We start from the raw sequence: 4867 nt of genomic DNA, 5'->3' as shown, positions 1-4867 counted from the left end.
ATTATACGATATAAATGATTAAATCACAACGATTTATCAAAGTATAATTTACGAAGAACACAAGCAAAGGAGTGATGCAGGTGAAGGATATTCTCTCGGTTATAACCGCGTATCGGGAGGAACGGGGCTGGACAGAGTATCAGCTTGCAGAACGCTCCGGTTTACCACAATCCACGATCTCCTCATGGTATCGTAAGAACATGGTTCCTACCATTCCATCTCTGGAGAAAATCTGCACAGCTTTTGGCATTACACTGTCTCAGCTATTTGCCGAAGAAGATGCACCTGTTTGCTTGACGGAGGCGCAGAAAAAGCTTCTGGAACGCTGGTCAAGATTGAGCGAAGAACAGCAAGCTGTTGTATTTGCTTTGATTGATAAGATGTAAAAAATCCGCCAGAGACGCATTTTTTAGAATGCTGCTTCTGGCGGATTTTTTATGTCAGCCTAACGGGTGTTTCTCTGTCACAGCCTTCAAATATAGTTCTGGCTCACCATTTAAAATCACTTCCGTATAGGCCAGCGGATCATTGTAGATCAGCCAGTCCAATTCTGACCGCTGGTACATACTGTTTGCTGCCTCGTTCTCCACGGCGGCACAAGGGTTGTTTTGGTTGTTTTAGATACCGGCAAGTAATGCGTGTGTTAATACACGCTCACATTTCCTGCTGTTTGCTTGTTGAGGCAACGCCTCCAAGCCCTTTTCGAACACAGAATTTCATTCTGTGGCTGCGCGTTCTACGAACGCTTTGTGCCCCTGTACCCGGTGCGCTGGTTCGGGGCATAAGGTATCGTGAATCGCGACATCCTCCGGTACTTTTAGGGTGCCATAAAATAGGGCACCTTCCTGGAAGATGAGGTAGTAAAATACCACCCCAGTCGCTATCGTTCGCAACTGTATTTCTGCCATGCTTTTTCGATCAACGAAGGAAGGAAAAGATAGAACCAAATGCAGGCTTCGATACCCATTGGGTTTAGGATAGGCAATGTAATCTTTTGTTTCGACAATCTCAAATTCGGGACGTTTCCCCAGCCAGTCAGCTATTTTATAAACATCGTCTAAAAAGGAACATACAACCCACATCCCCACAGCATCATGCTTTCCGGACTCTTTATCCGGATTTTACAATACAAGATTGGCTCTATACCATATGGATAACTTTGTGTAGGATATTCGCGGATAATATCCCGTAAGGATTATTCCACTCGCTTCAGGCAGTCAAACTGGCCTTCGTAGTATTCTTCACAGGTCAAGATTATCATTCTCCATTTTGCTGCATTTGGTTTTCCCTAGGAACAGACAATATATAAAAATAGCCATTAGGATAAACAAGATTCCCAGTATCCAATAAACTAAAACGAGTCGATTTGTTGTTCCGTAAATTTCCAACGCTCCCTCAAACAGAAAGCCTGTTGTCAAAGCTGTTATGCCAGAGTGATATAAATTTCGCGTTGCTCTGTTTGGTACCGGCATGCTGCTGAAAGCCATTCCGAAGAAAGGAAGCACGCCGCCAACTAATGGAAACACAAATGCATACAACATAAAATAGGAATACACTTCATGGCTGAAAATCTCATAAACTGCGCCGAACAATACGCAAAACAGTGAAATGAACAGATATACAAACCCGGTTCTCGCCATTTCCTGCATTCGTTTAATATCCGATGTAGACAATGTCACTCACGCTCCTTTCTACAATGCTTCGCCCATTGGTTGTGGGATTGTTGATGACCTCACCGTTAAAATACATAGTAGAGGACCCTCCGCCATCCAAATTGTAGGCAGTCGTAACACCCAACTCTTTCATAAATTCCGCCAACTGAAGCAATGACAGGCCAGCGCTCTCATTCGTTCTTCCATCGGAAACTACAAACAGATAATGCAAATCGTCAATGACTCCAATAGCGGTTCTAGGATTACTTGTTTTTGCTTTTCCGACTTCATCATCTTCCGAAACGACCACTGCATCATCCTCTATCAGGGCAGGCCCGAACGATAAGACTTGCTGTGCGCCATCTGCGAGGAGTTCCTCGGCAGTAACATCCGTCTCGTTGATAATAGCAAAGTTTCCATCATTATAGATCACAAGGTCCACCTGCCCGGAAGCTGCTGTATTCCGGTAGAGCACTCCTAACAATCCAACCGTTCGAATCCCGGAGCCTTGTATAACTGAATAATTTGTGTATATGCCCCCGTACCTCACCAGGATAGAGGGTCCGCCTCCTAAGCGGTAGACAGTTCGAGTCTAAATTAGGAATACAAGTTCATATTTATTCAAATGTCTCAGTAGCTCAGTTGGATAGAGCACACGCCTCCTAAGCGTGGGGTCGGAGGTTCAAATCCTCTCTGGGACGCCAAAAACTCCGCCGAAAGTCTTGATTTATCAAGGTTTTCGGCGTTTCTTATTTATCCGAATCCTTGTCTCTCAAACTATCATACCGCATATCAGGTGGTTTGCTTGTTTATGAGTTGCAATGAATATTTTGCTAATTGGACTCGAACAAAAATCTCGTCCTTGCTAATAAAAACGGGCTTTTTGCTAATTTGCTTTCAAACCCTGATTTTGCTGCCCAATCAGCGCCGCCAGCGTTTGTGCCAGCTCCGGAGATTTTTGAAGCTGTTCAATCAGCACGGAAAGGTCTAAGGTTGGTGCCGCTGGCTGTTCCTGCGGAGGCTGCACATTTTTCAAATCCCTGTTGACCGCATAGAAAGCGTTCTCAAATTTCTGAGCGTTCACCTTGCGATCTTCGTCCAGGATATGTGCATATACCTTCGTAATCATATCAATCTCTGCATGGCCTGTATCGCCCTGTGTGGCCTTCAGATCCCCGTGATTGAGCTTCAGCTTGTAAGTAGTGCTGGAATGTCTGAGAGAGTGAAATACTACATTAGGCAGCCCAGCTTTTTCTTTTAGGATTGAAAACTCTTTCTCGATGATCCGATTTTCACACGGTCTGCCATTAGGCAGAGCAACCACTAAATCAAAGTCCTGGTATTCATCACCGAGAAATGATTTCAATTCATCCTGTGCTTTTTTCCACTCACGGAGGATATAAGCCAATGTTTTAGGAAGCCAGACCTTGCGTATGCTGGAATCCGTTTTCGGCTTTTTTAGGATCAGCCGAGTGCTGGTATTGGGCATGAGTGGGGTAAAAATGTAATAAATGTCCTTCTCACCAAGCATTTCAATCGCCTGCTTTGAGGCCCGTGTCAATTCTGCGTCAATGTAGATATAGGCATTGTCGGCCATGATATGTTCATCCTCAATGAAAACATTCTTCCACCGCAGACCAAGGATTTCTCCCATACGCAAAGAGCAGGCAAAAGCGAGATTCATAGCGATATACAGCTTGTTATCAGTGCATTGGTCCAATGCAATCCGAATAGTTTCTGCGTTCCAAATATCCCGCTTCTTGTACTCCGTCTTAGGAAGCACAGTGTTTTCAAAAGGATTTTTACCGACCAGTTCCCAGCGAACAGCCTGCTTAAAAGCACAGCGCAGCAATTTGATTATCTTTTCAATGGTTGAATTGGTAACAAATTCAGTCCGCGCTTTCCGGTTCTTCCGGGAAACAGAAGGTGTCTTTTGAAGGGTTTGAATGTATTTATCCACGACACGGGGATTGATTGCCTGCACTTCCAAATCGCCAATAATCGGGTTGATATAGTTGGCGATCAGGGCCGTCTGGCTGTCATACATGGAAACACCCCATTTCTTTGCCCCATAAGTGGAAACAAAATCATAGAGAAAATCGGATAACTTCTGATTGTTCGGAGGAAGAAACGTGCCATTGTTTTGCTGGTTTTCAATCTCCGCTTTCCGTTTCAGGGCTTCTTTATGGGTGTGCCATGTTTCCCATTTCTGCTTGGTTTCTCCATTTTCATCAACATAGTTGTAAACAACAGAATATGCTTTTTTACGCTTGATAATAGATGCCATATACGATCTTCCTTTCTTGTCAGATAACCAAAGTATCTAACCATTCATCAAATGATTTTTTGGAAATTCGTATGGCATTACCAATTCGTACAGTTTTGAAATGCCCCTCTTTTACAAGGTTATAAGCAGAAGTACGGCCAATGTTCAACATGGAGGCTATATCTTCAACAGTGTAAGTCCTTGATTCCGGGGTATCTCTTTGCATACATTTGGCGGCCTGGCTCATTGATCCTCCTTTCCGCAGCCGACAAAATGTATTATGACTTCCACCATTATTATAACGCTCCAATGCCCACTTGTCCGCTGCTAATCAAAAAAATTTGCGATTTATCCATGATAAAATTTTCAGTCAAAATCACATGAATAAGGCCGGACACACTGAAAGAGCGGCCTGGCCTCATGGTATCTGATTTCGATTTTATAGGAATCCATGCTGCTGCTTGAAAATCAAAACAACGGCATGGATGGTTTTTTGGTAACTTGCCGTATTTGCCACGCCCCCCGGCAGGCCCTTTTCCGGGCCGGGGATGCCACAGGCTGCGGTCAGCTTTACCGCATCATAGCCCTGCTTATGCCGTCGCTTCGCCAGAGCTAACGAACACAGAAGGGACTCCCCCCAAGTCTTTGACGGGTCGTGAGAAAGTATCATTGTGCCCTGTATCGGTCATCGCGCCTGGCCTGCCACAGCCAGGTCAATGGATTGCGTAGATCGCTCGGACGGCTGGGCTTCACCACCTCCTTAAAGCCGTCTGTCATCGCGCCGCTCCATTTGCCGCTCGGAATACAGGGAAAGTACCTATGGCACCGTATATTCAGTTGTCAACGCCTCATGAAATGCCATCACAGCTGAGAATGAAAATAAAGGCAGTGCATAGGACGGCGGCATCTGCTACACTAAAGTCAGCAGGCGTAGTCCGGTTGCACCTTG

At 45.0% G+C, this 4867-nt stretch carries 7 protein-coding genes and 1 tRNA gene; 2 read left to right on the top strand and 6 right to left on the bottom strand.

Features of this window, described 5'->3' with window-relative positions; all coding sequences use genetic code 11:
- Window positions 1–74 precede the first annotated feature (74 nt).
- A complete protein-coding gene (locus tag B5F35_RS17570; protein WP_087242914.1) occupies window positions 75–386 on the top strand; it encodes a helix-turn-helix domain-containing protein in 312 nt (103 codons plus the stop codon).
- A 54-nt stretch (window positions 387–440) separates the two neighbouring features.
- On the opposite strand, the gene B5F35_RS19395 is transcribed toward B5F35_RS17570, so the two are convergent.
- The 4 genes from B5F35_RS19395 to B5F35_RS17555 form a co-directional block, all read right to left on the bottom strand.
- Window positions 441–590: a DUF6061 family protein gene (locus B5F35_RS19395; RefSeq protein WP_442856499.1), complete on the bottom strand. Its 150-nt coding sequence runs from the start codon at window positions 588–590 to the stop codon at window positions 441–443.
- Between the two features lie 126 nt (window positions 591–716).
- The gene (locus B5F35_RS17565) at window positions 717–1088 is read right to left on the bottom strand and encodes a RelA/SpoT-related domain-containing protein (RefSeq protein ID WP_087242912.1); all 372 of its coding nucleotides are present in this window, start codon (window positions 1086–1088) and stop codon (window positions 717–719) included.
- A gap of 153 nt (window positions 1089–1241) precedes the next feature.
- Complete coding sequence (locus B5F35_RS17560) at window positions 1242–1649, bottom strand: hypothetical protein (RefSeq protein ID WP_087242910.1); 408 nt, start codon at window positions 1647–1649, stop codon at window positions 1242–1244.
- A 4-nt stretch (window positions 1650–1653) separates the two neighbouring features.
- Window positions 1654–2202: a phosphodiester glycosidase family protein gene (locus B5F35_RS17555; protein ID WP_442856498.1), complete on the bottom strand. Its 549-nt coding sequence runs from the start codon at window positions 2200–2202 to the stop codon at window positions 1654–1656.
- A 77-nt stretch (window positions 2203–2279) separates the two neighbouring features.
- On the opposite strand from B5F35_RS17555, the gene B5F35_RS17550 reads away from it, so the two are divergent.
- Window positions 2280–2356, top strand: a tRNA-Arg gene (locus tag B5F35_RS17550).
- A 182-nt stretch (window positions 2357–2538) separates the two neighbouring features.
- Here the strand turns inward: B5F35_RS17550 and B5F35_RS17545 are convergent.
- Together B5F35_RS17545 and B5F35_RS17540 are read right to left on the bottom strand one after the other, a co-directional pair.
- Entirely contained in the window at window positions 2539–3939 is a 1401-nt protein-coding gene (locus tag B5F35_RS17545) for a site-specific integrase (RefSeq protein WP_206424073.1), read from the bottom strand.
- A gap of 19 nt (window positions 3940–3958) precedes the next feature.
- Complete coding sequence (locus B5F35_RS17540) at window positions 3959–4165, bottom strand: helix-turn-helix domain-containing protein (protein ID WP_087242906.1); 207 nt, start codon at window positions 4163–4165, stop codon at window positions 3959–3961.
- Window positions 4166–4867: the final 702 nt, after the last annotated feature.

This window comes from Anaeromassilibacillus sp. An200 (assembly GCF_002160025.1).
Classification (GTDB): domain Bacteria; phylum Bacillota; class Clostridia; order Oscillospirales; family Acutalibacteraceae; genus Caccousia; species Caccousia stercoris.
This window is presented reverse-complemented; position numbering and strand designations above follow the sequence as displayed.

Excerpts from the sequence above, each read along its gene's own strand:
- B5F35_RS17570 (WP_087242914.1), top strand. The coding sequence starts at position 75 with ATGCAGGTGAAGGATATTCTCTCGGTTATAACCGCGTATCGGGAGGAA.
- B5F35_RS17560 (WP_087242910.1), bottom strand. The coding sequence starts at position 1,649 with ATGCAGGAAATGGCGAGAACCGGGTTTGTATATCTGTTCATTTCACTG.
- B5F35_RS17545 (WP_206424073.1), bottom strand. The coding sequence starts at position 3,939 with ATGGCATCTATTATCAAGCGTAAAAAAGCATATTCTGTTGTTTACAAC.
- B5F35_RS17540 (WP_087242906.1), bottom strand. The coding sequence starts at position 4,165 with ATGAGCCAGGCCGCCAAATGTATGCAAAGAGATACCCCGGAATCAAGG.